Annotated in this window: 19 protein-coding genes and 3 tRNA genes; 14 read left to right on the top strand and 8 right to left on the bottom strand. The window is 54.3% G+C overall.

The window, feature by feature from the left end; all coding sequences use genetic code 11:
* Position 1: 1 nt before the first annotated feature.
* Positions 2-226: a DUF2594 family protein gene (locus AQ981_RS07725; protein ID WP_058911176.1), complete on the bottom strand. Its 225-nt coding sequence runs from the start codon at positions 224-226 to the stop codon at positions 2-4.
* Between the two features lie 445 nt (positions 227-671).
* Here AQ981_RS07725 and uvrY point away from each other — a divergent pair, with 445 nt between their 5' ends.
* The 6 genes from uvrY to AQ981_RS07695 all read left to right on the top strand — a co-directional run bounded on the left by uvrY (position 672) and on the right by AQ981_RS07695 (position 4,208).
* Positions 672-1,328, top strand: coding sequence for a UvrY/SirA/GacA family response regulator transcription factor (gene uvrY / locus AQ981_RS07720; protein ID WP_058911175.1), 657 nt, complete (start codon positions 672-674; stop codon positions 1,326-1,328).
* Positions 1,325-3,157, top strand: a complete 1,833-nt coding sequence (uvrC, locus tag AQ981_RS07715) for an excinuclease ABC subunit UvrC (protein WP_058911174.1) — start codon at positions 1,325-1,327, stop codon at positions 3,155-3,157. The genes uvrY and uvrC overlap by 4 nt, the downstream gene beginning before the upstream one ends.
* A gap of 54 nt (positions 3,158-3,211) precedes the next feature.
* Entirely contained in the window at positions 3,212-3,760 is a 549-nt protein-coding gene (gene pgsA / locus AQ981_RS07710; RefSeq protein ID WP_058911173.1) for a CDP-diacylglycerol--glycerol-3-phosphate 3-phosphatidyltransferase, read from the top strand.
* Positions 3,761-3,911: 151 nt separating this feature from the next.
* Positions 3,912-3,987: transfer RNA gene (locus tag AQ981_RS07705), tRNA-Gly, on the top strand.
* A 48-nt stretch (positions 3,988-4,035) separates the two neighbouring features.
* Positions 4,036-4,109: transfer RNA gene (locus tag AQ981_RS07700), tRNA-Cys, on the top strand.
* A gap of 12 nt (positions 4,110-4,121) precedes the next feature.
* Positions 4,122-4,208, top strand: a tRNA-Leu gene (locus AQ981_RS07695).
* Between the two features lie 333 nt (positions 4,209-4,541).
* On the opposite strand, the gene AQ981_RS07690 is transcribed toward AQ981_RS07695, so the two are convergent.
* From AQ981_RS07690 to AQ981_RS07670, 5 genes are all read right to left on the bottom strand, one after another.
* Complete coding sequence (locus tag AQ981_RS07690) at positions 4,542-5,048, bottom strand: fimbrial protein (protein ID WP_058911172.1); 507 nt, start codon at positions 5,046-5,048, stop codon at positions 4,542-4,544.
* 4 nt (positions 5,049-5,052) lie between these two features.
* Positions 5,053-6,036 (bottom strand): fimbrial protein, encoded by a 984-nt coding sequence (locus AQ981_RS07685; protein WP_058911171.1) that lies wholly within the window; start codon positions 6,034-6,036, stop codon positions 5,053-5,055.
* 12 nt (positions 6,037-6,048) lie between these two features.
* Positions 6,049-8,592: a fimbria/pilus outer membrane usher protein gene (locus AQ981_RS07680; protein ID WP_082683162.1), complete on the bottom strand. Its 2,544-nt coding sequence runs from the start codon at positions 8,590-8,592 to the stop codon at positions 6,049-6,051.
* A gap of 40 nt (positions 8,593-8,632) precedes the next feature.
* Complete coding sequence (locus tag AQ981_RS07675) at positions 8,633-9,307, bottom strand: fimbria/pilus periplasmic chaperone (protein ID WP_058911170.1); 675 nt, start codon at positions 9,305-9,307, stop codon at positions 8,633-8,635.
* Between the two features lie 76 nt (positions 9,308-9,383).
* Positions 9,384-9,920 carry a fimbrial protein gene (locus tag AQ981_RS07670; protein WP_058911169.1) on the bottom strand — a complete coding sequence of 179 codons (537 nt, stop codon included), beginning with the start codon at positions 9,918-9,920 and terminating at the stop codon, positions 9,384-9,386.
* A gap of 669 nt (positions 9,921-10,589) precedes the next feature.
* Between AQ981_RS07670 and AQ981_RS07665 the strand changes: the two genes are divergently transcribed.
* Positions 10,590-11,213: a helix-turn-helix domain-containing protein gene (locus AQ981_RS07665; protein ID WP_058911168.1), complete on the top strand. Its 624-nt coding sequence runs from the start codon at positions 10,590-10,592 to the stop codon at positions 11,211-11,213.
* Positions 11,214-11,286: 73 nt separating this feature from the next.
* On the opposite strand, the gene AQ981_RS25815 is transcribed toward AQ981_RS07665, so the two are convergent.
* Together AQ981_RS25815 and AQ981_RS07655 are read right to left on the bottom strand one after the other, a co-directional pair.
* Complete coding sequence (locus AQ981_RS25815; protein ID WP_071608833.1) at positions 11,287-12,096, bottom strand: general secretion pathway protein GspB; 810 nt, start codon at positions 12,094-12,096, stop codon at positions 11,287-11,289.
* Positions 12,096-13,670 (bottom strand): ExeA family protein, encoded by a 1,575-nt coding sequence (locus AQ981_RS07655; RefSeq protein WP_058911167.1) that lies wholly within the window; start codon positions 13,668-13,670, stop codon positions 12,096-12,098. The genes AQ981_RS25815 and AQ981_RS07655 overlap by 1 nt, the downstream gene beginning before the upstream one ends.
* A gap of 390 nt (positions 13,671-14,060) precedes the next feature.
* On the opposite strand from AQ981_RS07655, the gene gspC reads away from it, so the two are divergent.
* Genes gspC through gspI form a run of 7 tightly spaced genes read left to right on the top strand, consistent with a single transcriptional unit; the run spans position 14,061 to position 20,793 of the window.
* A complete protein-coding gene (gene gspC / locus AQ981_RS07650) occupies positions 14,061-14,834 on the top strand; it encodes a type II secretion system protein GspC (RefSeq protein WP_249226287.1) in 774 nt (257 codons plus the stop codon).
* A 10-nt stretch (positions 14,835-14,844) separates the two neighbouring features.
* Positions 14,845-16,782 carry a type II secretion system secretin GspD gene (gspD, locus tag AQ981_RS07645; RefSeq protein ID WP_058911367.1) on the top strand — a complete coding sequence of 646 codons (1,938 nt, stop codon included), beginning with the start codon at positions 14,845-14,847 and terminating at the stop codon, positions 16,780-16,782.
* A gap of 14 nt (positions 16,783-16,796) precedes the next feature.
* Positions 16,797-18,275: a type II secretion system ATPase GspE gene (gene gspE, locus AQ981_RS07640; RefSeq protein WP_058911166.1), complete on the top strand. Its 1,479-nt coding sequence runs from the start codon at positions 16,797-16,799 to the stop codon at positions 18,273-18,275.
* Positions 18,275-19,483: a type II secretion system inner membrane protein GspF gene (gene gspF / locus AQ981_RS07635; protein ID WP_058911165.1), complete on the top strand. Its 1,209-nt coding sequence runs from the start codon at positions 18,275-18,277 to the stop codon at positions 19,481-19,483. The genes gspE and gspF overlap by 1 nt, the downstream gene beginning before the upstream one ends.
* A gap of 2 nt (positions 19,484-19,485) precedes the next feature.
* A complete protein-coding gene (gspG, locus tag AQ981_RS07630; protein WP_058911164.1) occupies positions 19,486-19,935 on the top strand; it encodes a type II secretion system major pseudopilin GspG in 450 nt (149 codons plus the stop codon).
* Positions 19,935-20,420, top strand: coding sequence for a type II secretion system minor pseudopilin GspH (gspH, locus tag AQ981_RS07625; protein ID WP_058911163.1), 486 nt, complete (start codon positions 19,935-19,937; stop codon positions 20,418-20,420). Before gspG ends, gspH begins: the two co-directional genes overlap by 1 nt.
* The gene (gene gspI / locus AQ981_RS07620) at positions 20,413-20,793 is read left to right on the top strand and encodes a type II secretion system minor pseudopilin GspI (RefSeq protein ID WP_058911162.1); all 381 of its coding nucleotides are present in this window, start codon (positions 20,413-20,415) and stop codon (positions 20,791-20,793) included. Before gspH ends, gspI begins: the two co-directional genes overlap by 8 nt.
* Positions 20,794-20,815: the final 22 nt, after the last annotated feature.

The raw sequence follows: 20,815 nt of genomic DNA, 5'->3' as shown, positions 1-20,815 counted from the left end.
ATTACTGGCGGTAGGCTTGTTTAATTTGCTTAACTGTGTTGCTGAACACTTCCGCGTGGGCCTTGTTTTCCATTTCCGCAATCTCTTTTTCCATCTTAATGATGACCTTACCCGCGTCGGCCTGGCCCATGACTTTCAGCATCTGGGTAAACAAGGCCTTCAGGCAGCTTACTTCCAGCGCCAGTTCCTGGGCGTTATCATTCGTGGAGAAATCAGGTGCGCTCATTTATTTTCCTCTGTATTCAGGTAGATCACCGCCAATAGCGGTTAATGCAGGTTGCGGAGTATATCACAGCCTGGCGGCTTTTCATTAGCCATCGCAGCGGGGGATGTAACCCTAAAGAGTGATTCTTTTAGACGATAAATCTGATTTGTAACGGTTTCTTTAAAAAAATATTTCAACAGGTTAAAACTGAGCGAGCTAAATAGCGGATAAGCCCCGGGGGAGTTCGTCCAGAAATATTTTGCAAGACGTTTAGACAGCGTTATTCCACGAAGATATAAACTTACCCCTGCTAAACTGCTGTATACTGCATGTAACATATAATTCCTGAAAGCTGGAACGCGATCGCAAGAATGCATTTTTTGCGTTTTAAAGTTGACTTAAAACCCGTTAATATGTTGAGAGTTAGTAATCAGCAGCGTTATCCCTAAATCTGGAGATTTATCCTTTGATCAACGTTCTACTTGTTGACGACCACGAACTGGTGCGCGCAGGGATACGACGCATTCTTGAAGACATAAAGGGGATTAAAGTATCAGGTGAGGTGAGCTGCGGTGAAGACGCCGTCAAATGGTGTCGCGCTAACCCGGTCGATGTGGTGCTCATGGATATGAATATGCCCGGCATCGGCGGGCTGGAAGCAACACGTAAAATCGCTCGTTATTCCTCTGATATTAAAATTATCATGCTGACGGTACACACGGAAAATCCGCTGCCGGCAAAGGTTATGCAGGCTGGCGCCGCAGGTTACCTGAGCAAGGGGGCGGCGCCGCAGGATGTGGTGAACGCCATCCGTTCGGTATACGCAGGCCAGCGCTATATCGCTTCTGATATTGCGCAGCAGATGGCGTTAAGCCAGATTGAGCCGGAGAAAACCGAATCTCCGTTTGCCAGTTTGTCGGAGCGCGAACTGCAGATTATGCTCATGATTACCCGAGGCCAGAAGGTCAACGAAATCTCTGAGCAACTGAATCTGAGCCCGAAGACGGTTAACAGCTATCGGTACCGTATGTTTAGTAAACTGAACATTAGCGGTGATGTTGAGTTAACGCATCTGGCGATTCGGCATGGCTTGTGCAGTGCGGAGACGTTAACCAGTCAGTGAGTGATGTGTTCGATTCCCGGTCGTTCCTGAAAACGGTAACCAGCCAGCCTGGCGTCTATCGCATGTATGACGCTGGCGGCACGGTTATTTATGTCGGCAAGGCGAAAGACCTCAAAAAGCGTCTCGCCAGCTATTTCCGCAGCAATCTTGCCAGCCGCAAAACCGAAGCGCTGGTGGCCCAGATCCAGCATATTGATGTCACGGTGACCCACACCGAGACGGAAGCGCTGCTGCTGGAACATAACTATATCAAGCTGTATCAGCCGCGTTATAACGTGCTGCTGCGCGACGATAAATCTTACCCCTATATCTTTCTCAGCGCGGATACCCATCCGCGCCTGGCGATGCACCGGGGCGCCAAACATGCCAAAGGGGAATATTTTGGTCCCTTTCCAAACGGCTACGCGGTGCGTGAAACGCTGACTCTGCTCCAGAAAGTATTCCCGGTCCGCCAGTGTGAAAATAGCGTTTATCGCAACCGTTCCCGTCCCTGCCTGCAATACCAGATCGGCCGTTGTCTGGGGCCCTGCGTCGCCGGACTGGTCAGCGAAGAGGAATATGCTCGCCAGGTGGAGTACGTGCGGCTGTTTCTTTCCGGGAAAGACGATCAGGTGATTAACCAACTGGTGGCGCGGATGGAAAAGGCCAGCCAGCAGCTGGAATTTGAGGAAGCGGCGCGTATCCGCGATCAAATTCAGGCGGTCCGCCGGGTGACGGAGAAACAATTTGTTTCCAATACCGGCGACGATCTGGATGTTATCGGTGTAGCTTTCGACGCCGGCATGGCCTGTGTGCATGTGCTGTTTATCCGTCAGGGGAAAGTGCTCGGCAGTCGCAGTTATTTCCCGAAAGTGCCTGGCGGTACTGAGCTGGCGGAGGTGGTGGAAACCTTTGTCGGCCAGTTTTACCTCCAGGGCAGCCAGACGCGTACCCTACCGGGGGAAATCCTGCTCGATTTTGCGTTGGCGGATAAAACTGTACTGGCGGACTCCCTCAGCGAAGTCGCCGGGCGGCGCATCAATGTCCAGACCAAACCGCGCGGCGATCGGGCGCGCTACCTGAAGCTGGCGCGTACCAATGCGGCTACCGCGCTGGTGACGCGTTTGTCTCAGCAATCAACGGTCAGCCAGCGGCTGAAAGCGCTGGCGGAAGTCCTGACATTGCCGGAAGTGAAACGTATGGAGTGCTTTGACATCAGCCATACGATGGGGGAGCAGACCATCGCGTCCTGCGTGGTATTCGATCAAAACGGTCCTTTGCGGGCGGAGTACCGTCGCTATAACATTACCGGCATTACGCCGGGCGATGATTATGCGGCCATGAATCAGGTACTGCGTCGCCGCTACGGTAAAGCGATCGATGAAAGTAAGATCCCCGATGTGATTTTGATTGACGGCGGGAAAGGGCAACTGGGGCAGGCGAAAGCGGTCTTCGACGAACTCGACGTGACCTGGGACAAACGTCACCCGCTCCTGTTGGGGGTGGCGAAAGGCAGCGATCGCAAAGCCGGGCTGGAAACGCTGTTTCTTAAGCCAGAGGGGGAGGGCTTTGCCTTACCGCCGGACTCCCCGGCGCTGCATGTTATCCAGCATATCCGCGATGAATCTCACGATCATGCGATTAGCGGTCACCGTAAGAAACGCGCCAAAGTTAAAAACACCAGTACCCTGGAGACCATCGAAGGAATTGGGCCGAAACGCCGCCAGATGCTACTCAAATATATGGGTGGGCTGCAACCTCTGATGAACGCCAGTATTGACGAAATCTCAAAAGTGCCGGGTATCTCGCAGGCGCTGGCAGAAAAGATCTACTGGTCGTTGAAACATTGATCTCTATGTAGCAACATAGAACAACTTCACAGATGACAAACCGTTAGCGGCACTATGCGATTTAATATACCCACTCTACTTACCCTGTTTCGCGTTGTCCTTATTCCGTTCTTCGTCGTGGCGTTTTATTTGCCATTTGTCTGGGCGCCGTTTCTGTGCGCATTGATCTTTTGTATGGCGGCGATTACCGACTGGTTTGACGGTTTTCTGGCGCGGCGCTGGAATCAGAGCACGCGCTTTGGCGCTTTTCTCGATCCGGTGGCCGATAAGGTCATGGTCGCCGTCGCCATGGTGCTGGTGGTCGAGCATTATCACACCTGGTGGGTAACGCTGCCGGCTGCGATAATGATCGGCAGGGAGATCATCATTTCCGCGCTGCGCGAGTGGATGGCGGAACTTGGCAAGCGCAGCAGCGTGGCGGTTTCGTGGATTGGTAAAGTAAAAACGGCTTCGCAGATGCTGGCGCTGATCGGCCTGCTGTGGCGGCCGAACTACTGGATCGAGTATCTTGCTACCGGGCTGCTATTTGTGGCGGCGGTCCTGACGCTGTGGTCGATGCTACACTATCTGAACGCGGCGCGCGGCGATTTGCTTGAACAGTGATCGTTTCGCCGTAAAATTCAGCAAACGGTGCAATATCATTAAAAATATCGTTGACTCACTGCGTCAGGTAAGTAGAATGCATCGCATCGAAAGGCGGTACCGTTTGCCAGAAGATAAAAAGAATCAAGCAATTAACTCAGCTTGATGATTTGCGGGAATAGCTCAGTTGGTAGAGCACAACCTTGCCAAGGTTGGGGTCGCGAGTTCGAGTCTCGTTTCCCGCTCCAGATTTCAGGCATCAGGGTCTCTCTGGTGTGGCCGTAAGGCAAAAATTTGGCGCGTTAACAAAGCGGTTATGTAGCGGATTGCAAATCCGTCTAGTCCGGTTCGACTCCGGAACGCGCCTCCATTTTATTCCCGAGCCCGGATGGTGGAATCGGTAGACACAAGGGATTTAAAATCCCTCGGCTTTCGGGCTGTGCGGGTTCAAGTCCCGCTCCGGGTACCATGGGAAATAACGAATAAAATCAATGATAAGCAGTGTCGTGTAAAACCGCCGTCAGGCGGTTTTTTTATGCCTGCAATTTGGTAAATGGCGGCAGAATTAAGTATCCCCCGGTGCAGTCTGGCTTTCCTGTTAAACCTGGATATGATTCTGGCGACCGGCAAGCCGGTACCCTGCCACGCCGCAGACATGATGGTGAGTGCAGGCTGGGTATAGCCTGCGTCAGGTGCGGAAAAAGGTGAATTTCCGCAATCTGCAGCGGCTGGAATCGGAATAAAAAAACGCCTGGCTGAACGGTTGCCGGGCGGCGCAAGAAGCTCCTTGCATGAGGGGCGCTTATTGGTAGGTAAAGGTCACCTGTACCGTGGCGTTAAACGTGCCGGCGGTGACCGGATAGCTGGTGCAGTAGTAGCGGGCCGATAGCGGGAAATCCGCCGTGTGGGTGTCCTGATTAACCAGCACGCTGAAACTGGCCTGCGGCGCCAGTAAAATTCTGTCCTGACGATCGCCCAGTTCCAGCGCCAGTCCGCCGGCGGTGCCGGTGTTGGCGAATCGGGTTGGATGGGTACTGTCTGCCTGACCTTTAAACTGCGCCGTCACCAGCGTGGTAGTGGAAGGGCATTTGGATAGCGTCAAATCGAAATCTTTCCATGCGCCGGTATCGCCGACATCTTTATAGTTCCCGGCGCTGTCTTGTCCCAGATCGACGCTTAAATCCTGACTGGCGCTGTCTACCGAGCAGGTATTGGCAAAAATATTGCCGGTCATCTGTATCTCGATAGCCTCGGCGTGAATGGTCGGGCTAAGACAACTGGTGATAAGTAAAAGCAGATATTTTTTCATGGCATTACTTATAAGCGAGCGTAATGGTGGCGACGCCATTAGCGCTGCCGGGCTCAACCGTAGCGCCAGTCTGGTAGTAGCAGGCCGTCAGAGGGACTCTGAGTGTTTCATTACTGAAGGCCTCGCTGGCGGTGTTAACGTACTGATCGAAATTTGCCAGCATGCCGTCAACGGTCAGCTCAATACCGACGCCGGACGCTACGCCGTTTTCCTGGGTCAGTTTGATCACCCCCGGATGGTCAGTCTCATAACCATCGGCGCTGGAAACCATGAGCTCAGGCTGAACGGTATCATTGCAGGTGATCCCGATTTCAAATCGTCTTTCTGGGGTGGTGGAGCCCGGTCCATTAAAATCACTGACCGGGAAATCGCCCAGCGTAATAGCAAAATTTTGTGGTGACAGGGAGCAAGTGACGGTGCTGAAGTTGACATTGCCGGCGTAGGCGATCTGATTGGGCGAGCCGATGCCTTCTTCGCCATAAATACCGATGCCAAAGACTGTTTGCGCCTGCTGTAGAGTGCCGCTGGTAACCTGGTCAGCGGTTTTTACCAGCGCCAGCGTCACGCCAAAATTAAACGAATTACTGCCGTCGCCAGAGATATAGCCCAGGGGGGTATTCCGGGTGTCGCACAGTATGCCGCCGCCCTTAATCCGCTGTCCCTGATCGTTGATAAGCGTAATACCAATCCCGTCGACGCCGGTTTCATAGACGCCGGGATAACCGGGGTATTCTTGCCCGGTTCCGTAGTAGCAGGCGATAATCGGCTGTCCGGCGCGGTCAACATCGCACGCGCCGTGAACCTGAATATTTTGCTCGGTGCCGGGGATTATGCTACCGGGGGGCAGGGTGCTGGATACGCGAATTTCCGCCATCGAAGCTTCGTAGGGGATGTTGGGAGTCGAACATCCTGAGGCATGGGCGTGCGGCATGCATAGCAAACTCCCGCATAACACCAGTAACATACTGAGTAATCGAACTATATTCATCTGGGCTCTCATTCAGCGGCACTGCGCCGACAGGTTAGTAATTTGGCCATGGGGCGCGTTTTCGGGGAGCTCATAGCGAGCGGTACAGCGGGTTTGTGCGGCGTCTCCCCAGATCACCCGCAACTGGCCGCGCGGCGTCAGTCCTGTCAGATACACCACGCCGCTATCGCCAACGATAAATTCGCTGTCGTTGTCGCTGGTGGTCACTGTCGCGCCGAAGGGCAGCGGTTTACCGTTATGCGACAGTGTCATCATTACCCGGTTGCCGCTACGCGGATGGAACGTCGCGCGGACGACGGCGCCGCGGGTTGGCGTCACCACCTGAGCGGCCTGGCTGACATCGGTATCGTCCGGCAGGCTTTCGGTATCCAGGGCGATCGTGGTATGGCGCCAGGCGTTGACGTAGGGCACCACGGTGTAACCGCGGAAATCGGTCTTCACACCAGTCTGATTGGCGATGCGCGTCCCGCTGGCGCCGGGGGCTTTAACCAGCGCGATGGTTTCTCCCAGCGGCTGGCTCAGGGTAATGCCGTTGCCGTGGACCACCACGCCGCCCTGGACGCCATAGTTAACGCTACGCTGGTATTTATCCTGGCTGAAGCCGCCGCTGAATTCGCCGTAGGTGCCTTTGTAATCAATGTTGGCGTTGCCGGAGCTGCCGCTGCCGGTGGTGCTGAACCCTTCCTGAATGTTCCAGTTCAGGTTATTGCCTTCCAGAGCGGTGCCGGTCAGGCCGATATTTTGGGTGGTGCCGTCTTTGCTGTTGTTCAGGTTGTAGCTCGCCCAGCTGTTGTGCATCCAGCGATCGAGAGGGACTGAGACATTGAGTGAAATCAGGCGATCGTTATCATCGCTGTTGTCATCGTCCTGATGGTTGCTGGTGTTTTGATTCAGGCTGTAACTCAGGCTGTAGCTGATGCCATGCCAGCTATTGTTGTAGCTCATGCTGACTGACGTCATGTTCTGCTGCTGGCTCCAGTAGCGCTCCTGGACCAGGCTCAGCGTGAGGGTGCCCCATTTTGCGCCCAGGTTCTGATCAATCGTGGCCTCGGTGCGGGCGCGTTTTTGCTGCGGCGTGGACCAGTCATCGTTGCTGGTCCAGGAGTCCAGCGTATCTTCAAGGGTATAAAACCCTTTGCTGTTGTAGCGGTAACCCGCAAGGGAGAAGTTCGTACCGGTGCTGGCGAAATCTTTGCTGTAGCGGATACGCCAGGAGCGGCCGGTACTGCTGGCCCGCTGCTTAATTAACGCCTTTGCCCGCGTGACGTCGACAGAGAACGCGCCGAGTCCGCCAAAGTTTTTCCCCACGCCGGCGGCCTGTGAGTGATAGTGCTTGCTTTGTTGAATGCCGCCATAGAGGGTGAAGTTGTAGGGCAGGCCATAAATCGCGCTGCTCTGAATAAACGGCGCTTTTTCTACACTGCTGTCGTAGGAACGATAGCGTCCGGCGGCGATGTGGTAGCGCAGATGTTTTTCGCGCTGTAAAACCGGGACCGAAGCATAAGGCACCACGAAATGTTGTTCGCTGCCGTCGGTCTCTTTCACGGTGACATTCAGGTCGCCGCTGCTGCCGGTGGGATAGAGGTCGTTGATCTCAAAGGCCCCCGGCGCGACGGTATTCTGATAGATGATGTAGCCGTTCTGGCGCACCACCACCTGCGCATTGCTGTGGGCAATGCCGCGAATGATCGGCGCATAGCCTTTTTCGCTGTCCGGCAGCATGTCGTCATCCGACGCCAGCTGTGCGCCGGTCCACGGGACGCTGTCGAAGACATCGGCAGGGGTACTGCTCTGACCCACCGTCACTTCACTTTTCATGGCGATGATGTCGCGCCTGGCATAGGTGTACACGGAAGAGAAATCGGACTGACTGTTACCACCGCTCTGGCTGCGGCTGAAAGTGGAATAGTTGCGTACGCGCCAGGCGCCAACATTCAGACCGGGACGCAGGTTGACATACTGATTGCTGGTATCGCTCATTCCGGCCTGCCGGGCGCGGCTATTACTGCCGGTAACGCTGTAATTCAGCAAACCGGCGTTAATACCCTCATCAAACTCCTCCGGGGCGATATAGCCGCGCGGTATCTGGCCAAGGGCGGACTGGGGAATACTCAGCAGCAATTGCTGCTGGCTGACCCGAAATGTCGCTGAGGCGCCGGGGATAGCATCCAGCCTTGCGCAACGGGCGCCACCGTTTAACCCGGGATATTTTTTGATCCGGATACCCAGTGATTTAAGATCATGTAATGTAAAACAGGGCTGGAGAGTGGCGTGCCCGGCGGAATTATGTTGCAGGTGAAATTCAACTTCACGGTTATCAGTTTGTTTATTGTTAATGAATATTGTGACGCGGTATTTTCCCGGTGCCTGACCCGGGCCCTTTTCATAAATGGAAAGATCGGTTTTCCCCTGCCCGGGGGTGTCTATATCCAGCAGCGCCGGATTGAAATAATCCTCCGCCCATGCGCGGCTTCCTGAACAGGCGGTAACCACGATCAGAAAAACAAGCAGGCGGGAGCCGTGTGCCAGTAACCGCTTAAAGTTATTGATACCCATGATTATTTCAGTCCGGATTACCGATAATAATTTCGCGCGATTAATGCAGCGTGCTGGTGAATGTTTTACTGATGCTGCCGTAATCGGTAATCACCGACCAGGAGATGGTCGACCCGGGCGTGATGGAGGTTACCTGAAAATGCGTATCACTTTCAGGGGCTGCCCAGGTGATGCCATTCACTTGTTTACCATTCGCTACCACTTTCTGGAAATTCATATAAAACGGCGTTGGGTTAGTAACGGTCAGGGTATTTCCTTGTTTACGCCACTGTAGTTTATCGGCGACCAGTTCTGGTTTTCCCGTGATGCCGCTGGGCCGATAAATCAGTTTAATCTGGGTTTTTACGGCGATTTGCAACATATTCACGTGCTGGGGATGGGGCGAGGACGGAATAGCTTTAATATTCAGCCAGTACATGGATTCACGATCCTGCGGCAGATTTCCGCCGGTGCGCACCACCCTCAGCACGTTATCCTGCCGGGCATCAAGGCGAAACAGCGGCGGGGTAATCAGAAACGGCGCTTTTGCCGCGCTCTTATCGCAATTATCCACCCACGACTGGACAAGATAGTCCAGCGTATCCGGATTAGAGATGCCGATTGATGACTCTTTTTTCTCTCCCTGATAGACCAGACGCGTTCCTCCAATAATGACGCCTGCGTGTGCGGTTGCTGCTGTCATTAAAAGCGCAGTCAGAAGTAAACCGTGTCGCATATGTTTTCTCTTAATAATCAGGAGAGATAGTGGCTATTCGCCGCGGCTGAATAGTCACTATCCTGGAGTGAAATGATCAGTTGTAGACCACGGTGAAGGTGGAAACCGAATTCGCCGGTCCGGCGACAATCTCCGATTTGGTCTGAATGTAGCGCGCCGCAAACTCAAGGGTATTTACCCCGGTTCCCGACTGGAGTTGATAAGGCCTGGAAGCGGTATACAGGTTGAGCGGCTGCTGCGATGCGTCGAGCAACTGCAGCGCCACGCCGCTGGCCGCGTCGGTATCCGGGGTGATCGCCAGTACATTGGCATTATCGGCGTCGGGGGTGCCGCCAAAGGTAATGGCCGCCGTGGTTACCGTTTCAGGGCAGTTTTTTAACTCAATATTGAATTGGGTGGTATCCGCCGTGGATCCCAGGCCGGTAAACGCCGTTTTCGATACTTTACCCATGGTGACATTCAGCGGATCGCTCAGATTATTGACCACTTCACAGGCGGAATCGATAATTTCACCGCTGAAGTTAACCTGACCTTCGCCATTGGTTACAGCGAATGCTGAAGCTGAACCACATAATGTTGAGACGATTAACAAACTCGTAGCAACCTTTCTCATAACAGACCTCTTAGTCAATTCCTTTACAGTCATGCACAACCTGTCCCTTCGCGATATCTGATATCGCTATTCCGGGCCTTGATAGGGCGCGGGCAATTAACGGAATGTGAATGGAATAGTTGTGCCGGGCCAGGTTTTAATAAGACAGAAACACAAACCGGGGGCTATTTAATCAGAAGCGCAGCCGGGATTAATCTCTTCGCGCAGACATTAGTGGTTTCTTTTTTACTTGAATTTTTTTATTTTCAGCAATTCATTGAGTTACAGGGGTTTGGGGCTGGAATGGCGGCTTCTGCATACCCCTTTTTTTATATCGTCAGTCGGCGGGGGAGTCGCTATTCTGTTACAGATGTCGATGATAAGCTTTTCTATGGCGGTTGCTGATAAAAATCATGGCAGAACAAAATATTAAGGTGTAACAACAGTATTACTATTCAGATAGCGATTGACTTTTAACCTTTCTGAACTAAGATTAGTCCGAGTTACCTGGTTTCATAAAAAGAAAATTATATTTTGTCGTTCCTTTCCGGCGAACATCTCATTTCATTCGCTAATTTTCATATGATGATGCCTCCATACAGTACAGTAGAAATTTCAGGTTGATAATTTGTTAGCATATTGTCGCGAGAAATTTCATATTGTTTTATTTTCGATAGGTATAGAAAAATCATGTTGAGCATTTACGGTAGAGCGTTAAAACCCGACGCAGAGCTGAATACGATTATTGAATTAACCAAAGGTTATGAAGAAAAAACGTTAAAGAAATGGCAAAGAATCTCCAGCGCCGATTCAGGGAATCTTTATGTGATTCTCAATGGGGAAATGGAGTTTCGCCGCCGGTCTGACGAACTGTGTATGTTCCCACTGCGCAGTAATATGATTTTTGGCCTTGGCAATATCTTCTATCAAACCGATCAGATAATCGGCGTCGCCTGTGCCGATACGGTAGTGCGTATCGTCCCGAAAGAGGCGTTTTTGCAACTGATTGCCCATCACCAGTGCTGGCTGGAGTTAACCAAAGTTTTATCATGGTACATCTGTATCCTGAACAAGCGCGATGACATGCTGGTGGCGCGCAGCGCGTATACCATCATTCGCGAGTTTCTTATCGAAATCAACGAACTGATGGCGCTCTATAAACGTGATATTAACGTTTATGATTATATTCAGGAATATACCAATCTGGCCCGCAGTACGATCATCAAAATTCTTTCCGAGCTGAAAAAAGGCCAATATGTGGTGATCGAAAAAGGGCGCCTGGTTAAGCTGAATACGCTGCCCGAAAAATATTAATGCGTTAACATCTCACATCTGTCTCCTCTCTGACGCTTTAAGATCACTCCTTGCTGATGCAGGGAGTCGTTATTTATGACACTGGCGGTTGCCAGTTTTTCAGGGCCGGCAGGGTATAATAATGTCCACTCAGCGACAGCGTGAGCGTCTGGGGTTGAATATCATAAATCGTGACTTCGGGTGTCAGTTTATCGCCGCAGTGATACGTCTTGCCATTAATCACCACTTTGCTTAGCGGCGCATCTGATGAATAGAGGTGCGACTGATAATTCAGCGCGGGCACCTGTCGCTGCACGCTTTGTAATTGACTGCTTAACGGCGGATAAGGGCTCTTTCCGGTGCCATCCTGCTCCCCGGCGGGCATCTCTTCCGGCGACGTTGCACTATCGCTCTGCGCAGAGGGCGGATATTCCCGCTGCTGTTCCTGCAACGCTTTTAATAGCCGCTCTTTGAGCGAAAGCGATTGATCCGCCGCGGGCGGCAGCGTATGGGTGGCTAATGCGCCGTCCGGTGTATGGGTCCAGTCGTTATCCTCGGCACTGTCATCCGGCAGGATGTCGTGGGGCATGGTATCGGGCGGCGGTGCGGCATCAGGCTCCGGCGTCGCTTGTCGGTCGGGAAAAGGTTTGGTCACCAGCACATAATGCATGGGCGACAATCGGGTCGGCGCATCCGCGACTTTACGCGCCGGCGCAGGCGTGGGTGGGTGTCGGTATTGCCAGTAGAGGTGCGCGTACAGACCGGCGGCCACCAGCAGACAAGCGCCAGTCAGCCAGTAAAACGCGCCGGCGCAGCATTTGCGTAGACCCGGCACCCGCCAGGTAAAATAGACTGCATCCCCCGTGGTATAGCTACGGTGTGCGGCCAGGCAAATAGTAGACATCAGGATGTTTTCCCTTGCTGTGTGGCTATGTCCCGTTCGGCGGGCTGGACGTCGGTGGCGATGGCTGGCGTCATATTGGTCGCGCGCATCAAATAAATTAAGGTATCTTCGCCGGGAATACCGTCAGCATGTATGCCCACGCGATGCTGGAAATCGCGGATCCGCTGTACCAGGCTACTGGTCCAGGCGCTACTGTGGGTGGGCGGACGCTTCAGCGCCTGGCCGAGCTGGGTATCCAGCCAGGCGATATCCCGCGCGCTGCTGGCGGCGCTGATATTGTCATGGCCATCCGGCGTCAGGCGGTGCAGCAGGGTGTAGTTGCCAGTGGCGTGAGTGACGAACCAGTCATGCGTTACCTGCCAGGTACGGTCGTTGAGCAGCAGATCGAGCGATGTGTTATCCGCCCGGGCAATCACGACATAATTGAGATGGCCGCCATCGCGTATCTCGCCGATCCATGGATAACCCTCTTTTTCCAGCTCCGCCAGCGGCGCGCTACCCTGTTTGCACATCAGGCCGACCCGGCTGGCGTTCTGGCACAGCGTGTCATCGCCGCTGGCTTCGTAACCCCACATCTTATACAGCTGATGCATAGCATCGGCGAAATTCACCACTTCGTTGTCGATCGACGGCGCCGGCGGCGCGGCCTGTGGCGCGGGTCGGTGCCAGCTTGCCGGTACCGGCAGGGTAAATGGCAGCCAGGCCTGCTGCGATGCGGGCAGGCGCCAGCCGACGGCGGCGCAAACTACTGCGCTTAGCAGGCCGAGGGTCGCCAGTTTTTTCAGCGCCAGACGCGAGGGTAACACTTCGCTCGCCGCCAGGCGCAGGTGGCGAGCGCTGACCTGTGGCGCCCGCTCGGTCCAGGCGGCCAGCAGCGCCAGATGGGCCAGTTTATTGAGCCGGGTAATGTTTCCCCGGGTCATTGCATACAATTTCCGCCCGCGCCCGGCGCTGAAGGGGGCCGACCCGGCGCCGTGTTCGGTTAACTGCCGCTGGAGATATTCCCGGCTCTCGGCGCGCGAAAGCGGGCGCAGCAGATGGCGGGTGTGGAGCCGTTGGTTAAGGCCGGGGACGCTGACGATGCGCGCCAGCTGGTTTGGAGCGCCGGTAAGTAAAATGGTTAACGGAAACGACAGCTCTTCGGCGCGCGCCAGCAGCATACCGAGGATCTTCCAGCAGCCGTCGCGCATGGCGTGCAGGGTGTTAAGGATAATCAACGCTCCCGGTTTTTTGGCCGTTGCCCGGGCGCGCCACTGCTCGAGTGACGCATCAATGACATGAACCGGCAGAGCCGCCTGTTGCGCCGTCGGGTTGAGTTTATATAACAGGGTCTCGGCGGAAAGTTTCGGGAAAGCATTCACTGTTAATGTCGTGGCGTGACCGGCGCTGAGCTTATCCGTGAATTGTTTTAACAGCGTTTCATCATCTGAAAATAGTCCCACCAACCCCGGAATACGGGTCTTCTCCTCCAGCAGGGTATAGACATCCTGGTGATAGTCGACGAAAAACGCCCCCGCCGGGCGCGTTACCCGCTGAAATGGCAGTGTATTGAAATTAAAATGATTCAGGTACATAGAATCTTGATCGCTCGGTTCAGTAACGGATTACGGGTTATTCATATTACCGGCGGCGTTATTTTTATAACGTCAGCCCGGCGACGGTGTGGTTAATTACGCTATTCACTGCGCAATTAACAATGCGTTAATACATCTGCGGCAGGCGATGTTGTCACCGGGAAAATTAAAAGAAAGCCGCCTGAATAGCAATCAACCATGGTGGAGAAAAATATTCTCGCCTTCCTGTCAGACTCATAACCGCCTGTCAACGATTATTTACCGTAAAGTTAGCAGCTACAAAAGTAGTACCGTTTTAGCTGCCACATTAATATTCGCTCAACAAATATGACTCCCGCATCAGGGCGAGATTACGCCGCTGGTAACGGTGCTATAAAGGTTGGTTAAACCATGAGAATGGAGTTTTATTCCCGGTTTGTTGCGCCCTGCATCATGTTTATCGTGCTGCTGGTGAGCGGGCAACAGGGGTATGTGGTCTGTAAGGCGTACCAGCGCGCCGCGGATAATCTGGACGGCGCTGAGCCGGCGCCGCGTCCGGCGCGCGCGGCGCAAGCCTTTACGCTGTTTCAGCCTGCGGCGGCGCAGAATAACGCCGCCTCTGAAACTAAAAAGCCGCTGGTAGCCGAAGTGGAGGGGATCGTCAGTAGCGATGAGCCCTGGCTTTCATTTGCCATGATAAAAACCAGCGCCGGCCAACAGAGCTACCGCGAAGGGGAAGCTCTTGCCGGCTATGATGATACCTGGATAGAGGCCATTAATCGCGACAGCGTGGTGGTTCACTATGGCGGCGCTACTCAGACGCTGGCGCTTAAAAAACCGGACTATTTTAAAGGCGTCACTGGCGCTGAGCCGCAGAGCGCGGCGCCAAAACGCAGCAGTCTGGAAAGTCTGCATCTTGATGATTATCTGGTGCTGAAACCGTATATCCGCGAGGGCCATCTGGCCGGTTATAAAATTAATCCAAAAAATGCGTCTGATTTTTTTAATCATAGCGGCCTGGAAAAAAACGATGTGGTGGTCCGCATCAATGCCGCCGATATGACGCAGGACCAGCAGGCGAAAAATATCATTGCCAACTGGTCAAAAATGAGAGAAGCGCAAATCGTCGTCAGGCGTAATACGCATCTTGAAAACATAAGGATTAATGTTCTCAACAATGAATGAGTGTAATGTCATGAAAAAATTACCGTGGGCTTGCGCAGCGCTGACGGCGCTGTCGCTATTTTCCGGCTCGCTGCAGGCGGCAAATTTTAGCGCCAGCTTTAAAAATACGGATATTCGCGAATTCATTGATACAGTGAGTCGTAATCTGAATAAAACTATTCTGGTCGACCCTTCTGTTCAGGGAACCGTCTCGGTACGCACTTATAATGTGCTCACCGAGGATGAATATTACCAGTTTTTCCTGAGTGTGCTGGATTTATACGGTCTGTCCGCCATTCCGATGGATAACGGAATGATTAAAATCGTCCGTTCTTCAGTCGCGCGCACCGCCGGAGCGCCGCTGGCGGACAGTAAAAATCCCGGTAAAGGCGATGAGATCATCACCCGGGTTGTGCGTATGGAAAATGTACCGGTGCGTGAGCTGGCGCCTTTGCTGCGCCAGTTGAATGACGCTTCGGGCATCGGCAATGTGGTGCATTTTGAACCTTCGAATGTGCTGCTGCTGACCGGTAAAGCGTCGGTCGTCAATCGCCTGGTGGACCTGGTTGAGCGCGTCGACCACTCCGGGATGCAGCGTCGGGAAATTGTCCCGCTGCGTTACGCCTCGGCAAAAGAGCTTGCCGATATGTTGAATACCCTCAACAACGAAGAGCAGAAGGGACAGAACGCGCCGCAACTGTCGACCAAAGTGGTGGCTGACACTGAAACCAACAGTCTGGTCATCAGCGGGATGCAGGATGCCCGCCAGCGCACCCGGGCATTGATAAGCCAGCTCGATCGTGAACAGAACAACGAGGGCAATACCCGCGTCTTCTACCTCAAATATGCTAATGCCGCCAAAGTAGTACCGGTATTAACGGGTATCGGCGAGCAACTGAAAGACAAACCGGGCGCGGTTAAGGGCAAATCGCCATCCGCGCCGACGGATCTGAACATTACGGCGGATGAGGCTACCAACTCTCTGGTAATCACCGCGCAGCCTAATGTCATGAACTCACTGGAAAAAGTGATCGATAAACTGGATATTCGCCGTCCCCAGGTGCTGGTGGAAGCCATTATCGCTGAAGTCCAGGACGGTTCCGGTCTCGATCTCGGCGTTCAGTGGACCAGTAAACACGGCGGCGTGCAGTTTGGTTCCACCGGGCTGCCTATCAGCCAAATCAAGAATGGCAACATCAAAGGCGCCAGTTTTACCGGCCTGGCGACCGGTTTCTTTAACGGCGATTTTGGCGCTCTGCTAACCGCGCTGTCGAACAGCGGTAAAAACGACATTCTGTCCACCCCCAGCGTGGTGACGCTGGATAACAAAGAAGCGTCGTTTAACGTCGGCCAGGATGTGCCGGTGCTTTCCGGCTCGCAGACCACCACTGGCGACAACGTGTTTAACACCGTTGAACGCAAGACAGTGGGGACCAAACTGAAGATTGTGCCGCAGATTAACGACGGCGACATGATCCACATGAAGATTGAGCAGGAAGTTTCCAGCGTTGATGCGAATTCAACCGAAGATTCCAGCCTTGGCCCGACGTTCAACACCCGGACTATCAATAACGAAGTGATGGTCCACAGCGGCCAGACCGTGGTGCTGGGCGGGTTGATGGAAAACGTCACCAAACAGAATGTCTCGAAAGTCCCGCTGCTCGGCGACATTCCGCTGGTGGGTCAACTGTTCCGCTACACCTCGCAGGACACCTCGAAGCGCAACCTGATGGTGTTTATTCACACCACCGTATTGCGTGATGACGACAACTACAGCGCGGCGTCGAAAGAGAAATATGACCAGATTCGCGCTCGCCAGCAGCAGCGCGTGGAAGAGGGCAAATTGGGTATTGTGGAACCGGGCGATAATGCCGTTCTGCCGGCTTTCCCGGATCTGTCATCGCCGCCGCCGGCGACCAGCCATGCGGTATCGACATCGTCAACGGCGCGTAATCCGTTTAAAGGTTAATCCAGGAGTGTTGCGTGGACGAACTCAGCAAATATTTATGCAGCAGCGGTTACGCAAAACAGCATGGGGTGTTGTTGCATCGGGACGAGGTGTATATCCGCGATGATGCGCCGGCGTTTGCGCTGCTGGAAATGCGCCGGGTACTGGCGCGCTCCTTCACGCCGGTGATGCTGGCGCCGGAAGCATTTGAAGAGATGCTGGCTAAAATCTGGCAGCAAACCAGTGGCGTAGCGCAACAGCTGGTGGATGATATCGACGCCGATATCGACCTGATGGCGTTAACCGAGGAGATTCCGGATAACGAAGATCTGCTGGATAACGATGAAAACTCGCCGGTTATTCGCTTAATTAACGCCATTCTCGGCGAAGCGGTGAAAGAGGGGGCATCGGATATTCATATCGAAACCTTCGAGCGTACGCTGAGCATCCGTTTTCGCGTCGATGGCATATTGCGCCCGGTGCTCCAGCCGGCGCGCAAGCTTGCGCCGCTGCTGGTATCGAGGATCAAGGTCATGTCGAAGCTGGACATTGCCGAAAAACGCCTGCCGCAGGATGGCCGTATCTCGCTGCGCATTGGCCGCAAAGCGATTGATGTGCGTGTTTCCACTATCCCGTCGCAGTACGGCGAACGAGTGGTGATGCGTCTGCTGGATAAAAGCAACCTGAAGCCGGATATCAACAAACTCGGCCTGATTGACGAAGAGCTGCAACAGCTTAAAGGCCTGATCGCCCGGCCGCACGGTATCATTCTGGTAACCGGCCCGACGGGCTCCGGGAAAAGCACCACGCTGTACGCGATTCTGTCGGCGCTGAACGGCGATGAGCGCAATATTCTGACGGTTGAAGATCCTATTGAGTATGAGCTGGAAGGGGTCGGGCAAACCCAGGTGAATCCGCGCGTCGACATGACGTTTGCCCGCGGGCTGCGCGCGATCCTGCGCCAGGACCCGGACGTGGTGATGATCGGCGAAATTCGCGATGGCGAAACGGCGCAAATCGCCGTCCAGGCCTCGCTGACCGGCCATCTGGTGATGTCGACCCTGCATACCAATAGCGCGGCGGGGGCCATAACCCGCCTGCGCGATATGGGGCTGGAGTCATTTTTAATCGGCTCATCGCTGCTGGGGGTGATTGCCCAGCGTCTGGTGCGCCGGCTGTGCCCCCATTGCCGCACCACCAGCGCGCTGGATGACAATGAAAACGCGCTATTCAGCTTTATGGAACAGCCACCGCAGGCGATTTATCGCGCGGTAGGCTGCGAGCACTGCCGGCAGAGCGGTTATCAGGGACGCGCCGGGATCCATGAATTTCTGGTGGTGGACAGCGCGATGCGCCGCGCCATCCATGAAGATAAAGATGAGATGGCTATCGAAACGCAGCTGTTTAAACAGGCTTACAGCCTGCGGGAAAACGGGCTGCTGAAAGTGGTCAGCGGTATTACCTCTCTGGAGGAGGTGATGCGCGTCACCGCCGAGCGCGGAGGCGATGAATAATGGCCTGGTACGCATGGACCGCCACCAACGCCGCCGGGAAAACCCAGCGCGGTACTCTACAGGCCGAGGGGCTTAAACAGGCGCGCCAGGCACTGCGCGAGCAGAATCTGATGCCGGTGAGCATTGAGCCGACCAGCGAACGGGCGGCGGAAAAGAAAACCCGGACAGGGGTGAAGCTCTCCACGCCGGTACTGTCGATGTTTACTCGCCAGTTGTCGACGCTGGTGAATGCCGCGCTGCCGCTGGAAAGCGCGCTGAAGGCGATTTCCCGCCAGACCGAGGATAAAAAACTGGCGGCGATGGTTACCGCGATACGCGACAAGGTGGTGGAAGGCCACACCCTGTTTGATGCGTTTAGCCAGTTTCCGCGCACCTTCGACAAGTTGTACTGCACCCTGGTGATGGCGGGGGAGAAAACCGGCCATCTCGGCGATGTGCTGGAAAAACTCGCGGAGTACAACGAGCAGCGCCAGAAGATGAAAAGCAAACTGTCGCAGGCGATGGTCTACCCGATCACCCTGACGGTGGTGGCGACAGCGGTGATCTGTATTTTGCTGGTGGCGGTGGTGCCGCAGGTTATCGATCAGTTTACCCATATGAAGCAGCAGCTACCGATAACCACCCGCACGCTGATCGCCGTGAGCGATTTTTTACAGGCCTGGGGTCTGTATATCGGCGGGGGACTGGCGGGGGCGCTGGCGGTATTTAAAACCTGGCTGAAAAAAGAGAAAAATCGCTTCGCATTCCACGCATGGCTGGTGAAGCGCTCGCCGTTGAAAAAGCTGGTTTGCGCGATTAACAGCGCCCGCTATATCCGCACCCTGAGTATCCTGCAGGCCAGTAGTGTTCCCCTGCTGGAGGGTATGTATATCGCCATGGACGGCATCGAAAATCTCTATGCCCGCCAGTTACTGGAGCAAGCGGCGGATACCGTACGCCAGGGGGCGTCATTATATGCGGCGCTGGAACAGGCGCGCTTATTCCCGCCCACCATGCTGTATATGATCGCCTCGGGGGAAGAGAGCGGCGAACTTGGTCCATTAATGGAACGCGCCGCGGAAAATCAGGAATCGGCGCTGCAACACCGAATTACCTTAACGCTGTCGGTATTTGAACCGGCTCTGGTGGTGACAATGGCAACGGTCGTGTTATTTATCGTGTTGTCCATATTGCAGCCACTTCTTCAGCTCAACAATATGGTAGGTTAATTATGTCAATGAAACGCAAAAACCTGGCGCAACAGGCGGGTTTTACCTTGCTCGAATTAATGGTGGTGATTGTTATTCTCGGCGTACTGGCCAGTATGGTGGTGCCGAATCTGATGGGTAATAAAGAAAAGGCCGATGTTCAGAAAGCCACCAGCGATATTGTGGCGCTGGAGGGATCGCTGGATATGTACAAACTGGACAATCACCGCTACCCGACCACCGAGCAGGGGCTGCAGGCGCTGGTCACGAAACCGGAAATCGCGCCGATTCCTAAAGGCTACCGCGCTGACGGTTATATTCGCCGCCTGCCGCAGGATCCGTGGGGCAATGACTATATTCTGGTCAGCCCCGGCGAACACGGCTCGATAGATATTTTTTCCGCCGGGCCGGATGCCGAGGCTAATACCGCCGATGATATTGCCAACTGGTCTTTAGATAAAAAAGATAACTAATGACAAAGCAGCGTGGATTTACATTGCTGGAAATTATTCTGGCGCTGGTTATTTTCGCCAGCTGCGCCATGATGGTGGTATCCACGATACCCTCACGTAGTGGGCCGGATATATTTGGTCAGCAATTTAAATCCCTGGTGGAATATGGTTCCGATCGAGCAGTGATGGACGGAAATATTATCGGCCTGGTGATTACACCTGATGAATATCAACTGGTAAAACTGCAGGAAAAAAACGGTGCGCGTCACTGGGCGCCTTTAAACGCCGGGCGTATTGAAACCCGCGGCGTGTTTCCTCAGGAGATGCACGTCTCGCTAAGCCCGCAGCCTCTGGCGGCGACTCTCGACGCCGGGCCGCAAATTGTGTTTTTACCGGATGGCGAAATTGGCCGTTTCACACTGATGCTCCAGAGTTTCGATAAAGCGCAGCGCTTTCGGGTGATATCCCTGGGGGCGGCGCCGGTACGGGTGGAAAGTGATGAGTAAACCTGTCGCGCAGCAACGGGGAATGACCCTGCTGGAAGTGATGGTGGCGCTGGTTATCTTTTCCACCGCCGCGCTGGCGCTGATGAACTCGGTATCACTGAATGTGCGCTTTACCCACGGGCTGGCAGAGACCCTGCAGGCCAGTTGGGTGGCGGAAAATCAACTGGCGGAGGCCCGGCTCATGAAAAGCGCTTTTCCCGATGTGGAGCAGGAAGGGAGTGAAACCATGGGGGGGCAAACCTGGCGCTGGCGTAAGCAGCGGGTGAAAACCGCGGAAAACCAGTTTGCCGATCGGGTTGCGGTGTATGCCGAAAGCGACGATAGCCAGCCGGTATTGTCGCTGCAGATTATTGAGCCGGGAGATCATCCGTGAATCCGCGCGCGAAGCGCCAGCA

The sequence above is a fragment of the Entomohabitans teleogrylli genome (assembly GCF_001484765.1).
In the GTDB taxonomy this organism is placed as follows: Bacteria; Pseudomonadota; Gammaproteobacteria; order Enterobacterales; family Enterobacteriaceae; genus Entomohabitans; species Entomohabitans teleogrylli.
The sequence above is the reverse complement of the archived record's forward strand: the minus strand, read 5'-3'. Positions and strand labels throughout refer to the sequence as shown.

Coding starts and splice junctions, on each gene's coding strand:
- AQ981_RS07725 (WP_058911176.1), bottom strand. CDS start 226: ATGAGCGCACCTGATTTCTCCACGAATGATAACGCCCAGGAACTGGCG.
- gspF (WP_058911165.1), top strand. CDS start 18,275: ATGGCCTGGTACGCATGGACCGCCACCAACGCCGCCGGGAAAACCCAG.
- gspD (WP_058911367.1), top strand. CDS start 14,845: ATGAAAAAATTACCGTGGGCTTGCGCAGCGCTGACGGCGCTGTCGCTA.
- pgsA (WP_058911173.1), top strand. CDS start 3,212: ATGCGATTTAATATACCCACTCTACTTACCCTGTTTCGCGTTGTCCTT.
- gspG (WP_058911164.1), top strand. CDS start 19,486: ATGTCAATGAAACGCAAAAACCTGGCGCAACAGGCGGGTTTTACCTTG.
- gspI (WP_058911162.1), top strand. CDS start 20,413: ATGAGTAAACCTGTCGCGCAGCAACGGGGAATGACCCTGCTGGAAGTG.
- AQ981_RS07690 (WP_058911172.1), bottom strand. CDS start 5,048: ATGAAAAAATATCTGCTTTTACTTATCACCAGTTGTCTTAGCCCGACC.
- AQ981_RS25815 (WP_071608833.1), bottom strand. CDS start 12,096: ATGTCTACTATTTGCCTGGCCGCACACCGTAGCTATACCACGGGGGAT.
- gspC (WP_249226287.1), top strand. CDS start 14,061: ATGAGAATGGAGTTTTATTCCCGGTTTGTTGCGCCCTGCATCATGTTT.
- AQ981_RS07670 (WP_058911169.1), bottom strand. CDS start 9,920: ATGAGAAAGGTTGCTACGAGTTTGTTAATCGTCTCAACATTATGTGGT.
- AQ981_RS07665 (WP_058911168.1), top strand. CDS start 10,590: ATGTTGAGCATTTACGGTAGAGCGTTAAAACCCGACGCAGAGCTGAAT.
- gspH (WP_058911163.1), top strand. CDS start 19,935: ATGACAAAGCAGCGTGGATTTACATTGCTGGAAATTATTCTGGCGCTG.
- AQ981_RS07675 (WP_058911170.1), bottom strand. CDS start 9,307: ATGCGACACGGTTTACTTCTGACTGCGCTTTTAATGACAGCAGCAACC.
- AQ981_RS07685 (WP_058911171.1), bottom strand. CDS start 6,036: ATGAATATAGTTCGATTACTCAGTATGTTACTGGTGTTATGCGGGAGT.
- AQ981_RS07680 (WP_082683162.1), bottom strand. CDS start 8,592: ATGGGTATCAATAACTTTAAGCGGTTACTGGCACACGGCTCCCGCCTG.
- AQ981_RS07655 (WP_058911167.1), bottom strand. CDS start 13,670: ATGTACCTGAATCATTTTAATTTCAATACACTGCCATTTCAGCGGGTA.